The sequence below is a fragment of the Streptomyces sp. URMC 123 genome (assembly GCF_051386515.1).
Classification (GTDB): domain Bacteria; phylum Actinomycetota; class Actinomycetes; order Streptomycetales; family Streptomycetaceae; genus Streptomyces.
Genome location: NZ_JBPQTV010000531.1, coordinates 1 through 2,626, shown reverse-complemented (window position 1 = coordinate 2,626; position 2,626 = coordinate 1). Strand labels below are relative to the sequence as shown.

General features: G+C 77.7%; 1 protein-coding gene. It reads right to left on the bottom strand.

What is annotated here, in order from left to right; translation table 11 throughout:
- Positions 1 to 156 precede the first annotated feature (156 nt).
- Complete coding sequence (locus ACSNOD_RS30375) at positions 157 to 2,556, bottom strand: trypsin-like peptidase domain-containing protein (protein WP_436770298.1); 2,400 nt, start codon at positions 2,554 to 2,556, stop codon at positions 157 to 159.
- Positions 2,557 to 2,626 lie beyond the last annotated feature (70 nt).

Sequence of the window (2,626 nt, the reverse complement as noted above, 5' to 3'; positions counted from 1 at the left end):
GGCATAAGGGGCTGGGGCGGGGCCCCTCGCCGGGTGCGCCGGCGCGGCCCCGGCCGGGCGGACCGCCGGAAGGACCCCGGGACGGGCCCCCGGAAGGACCCCCGGAAGGACCCCAGGACGGGCCCCAGGGCGGCCGGGCCGGTGCGCGGCGGCGGTTCACGGGGTCTCCAGTGGGTCGTCGGCGCCGGGCAGGGGCCGGGACGGGTCGTCGTACAGCAGGGTGATCCCCTGGGACCAGTAGGTCTCGGGCTCGCCCAGGCCGATGCCGGCGCGCAGCCGTCGGATCTCCTCGGGCAGCCGGTCGGCCTGGCCGGTGTCGAGGACGGCGCGGGTCGCGCCCCGGTGGAAGTCGGCGCAGATCCGCTGCCGGTCGACGGGTTCGCGCCGCCAGAGGGCCACGGGGTAGCCGGAGCCGATGATGCGGTGGAGGGCGGCGGGCTCGGCGGCGGCGTCGGCGTACCGGCACAGGATCGGCACGGTACGGGGCCCGCGCACGCGCAACTCCCGCTCGTCGGGGACGCGTTCGGGCCGCCCGTCCTCGCAGTCGAGGACGGCGGGCTCCATCAGTCCTGTGTGCACGCCGCGCCACCGCTTGGCGCGCGCGGCCGCGTCCTCCTCGCTCTCCGGCGGCGGGTCGGAGCAGCGCACGACCACCGGCCGTTCGGCGCCCAGCGGGGGCCCGTCGGGGGCGAGCCGCCAGGCGTCGACGGGGAAGCCGAGCAGGGCGCGGGGCAGGGCGACGACGAGCGTGGCGGCGCCGGCCGGCCGGTGCGGCTCGTCGCAGCGGCGGAAGGCCTCCAGCAGCCAGTCGCGCAGCTGGTCGGGCGGCGCGGAGCCGGGGGCGGGGTCCAGGGCGGCGCCCCGGAAGTCCTCCTCCATGGGGACGAGTTCGCCGGTCGGCCGCACCGCGCAGACGCGCCAGTCGTAGCGGCCGGGCTCCCAGCCCCGCGGAATGATCTCCAGCATGACGGCGGCCCGGGGGGCGGCCTCCGATCCGGGCGCGCCGCGTACGGACGTGTCGTGTACGGGCGTCTGCTGACCGAACGCGGCGCCGGTGCCGGCGGGGCGGGGCGCACCGGGGCCCGTCGCCGCTCCGGGGCGGTACGGGCGGCTGGGGACGGCGCCGGGGACGGGGTCGGTGTGCGGCGGGGCGGGCCTCAGCTCGTCCGACATCGTGATCAAGCCTTCACGGGCGCGCAGCCGGGCCGCGCGCTGCCCCGCGAGCGCGACGCGGAACGGCCGGGGCAGCTGGACGGCCGCCGCCAGGTCGTCGGCCCACTGCCACAGCCGCTGTTCGGTGCCGGGGTCGGCGGGGTAGGGCCGGTCGGCGGTGGCGGCGTGCACGCAGTACCGCAGGATGGTCTCGAGCTCGCCGGTCTGGCCGTAGCCGCCGTCGTAGAGCAGCCCGAGGCCGTCGCGCCAGGAGCGGGGGGCCAGGGGGAGGTTCTCGCAGGGCTGGCCGCGCAGTTCGTCCACGGTCTGCTGGAGGCTCGCCGTACTGATGGGCGGCGGCAGATCCGCCAGCAGGCCCAGCAGTTCTGTGCGCCGGCCGGCGGTGAGGGCGCGGCCGGCGGTGGCGCCGAGGGCGGCCTGGGCGTCGGTCCAGGTGGTGCGGGTGGCGTGCACATTACGGTGCTCGTCGGCGTGATGGCGGTCGTGGGCGCGCATCACGCGCTGATAGAGGTCGTCCACGGAGCGGCCGCGCTCAGTACTGCGGGCACCGGCACCGCGGGCGCCGTCCGAGGGCAGGGAGTCGCCGACGTACGGGGCCGGGGCGGCGTACGGGGGCGGGCTTGGGACGGCGTACGGAGGCGGGCCCGGGACGGCGTACGGGCCCGGGGCCGGCGGGGCGGCGTACGGGGGCGGGCCGCCGGGGACGCGCCGCAACTGCACGACGGAGACCGCGAGACCGCCGTCCAGGCCGGTGCGGCGCGCCTTGAGGACGCCGATCACCTCGCCGCGCGCCAGGTCGACGACGGGGCCGCCGGAGGCCCCCTCGGGGATCTCGTCCTCGCTGCCGAGCCGCAGCTTGCCGTCCCGGCCGAGCTCGCCCCGGATGGTGCAGCGGCCGCTGAGGTCCTCGACCTCGCCGTCCTCCTCCGCGCAGCCGAAGAACGCCACTTCCTTGCGGGTGAACACCTTGGACGTGCGCTCGGTGAGCCAGACGCAGCGGTGCGGCACCGGTTCCAGCAGGCGGATCAGGGCGAGGTCCGGCGCGGGCCACAGGCCGTGCCCGGGGTTCTCCACGGGCTGTGCCCACTCGACCCGGCCGCGCACCGTACGGCCGTCGAAGCTCACCCCGACGTCGGGTATCCCGCCGTCCGCCACGGTGTCCCCTCTCCCCCACAGGGCCACGTGGGCGCAGGTGAGCACCCAGTTGGGCGCCACGAAGAACCCGCTGCCCCAGGGCCGCTCGGCGGTCCGGGCGGCGCCGGGCGCCCGCTGCCCGTCTGCGGCATACCCGAGCGGCGCCGCATGGATGCGTACGGTCGCCGCCGCGACGAGAGGCGCCAGGGTCTCGAAGGGGTCCATGTCGCCGCCGTGTGCGCCCTCCATGCTCCCCCTCACCCGTCGCTCCCTCCGGCGGTGGCACGGGGCGGAATGAGCGATGGCGTCATCCGGGTGG

Coding starts and splice junctions, on each gene's coding strand:
- ACSNOD_RS30375 (WP_436770298.1), bottom strand. CDS start 2,556: ATGGAGGGCGCACACGGCGGCGACATGGACCCCTTCGAGACCCTGGCG.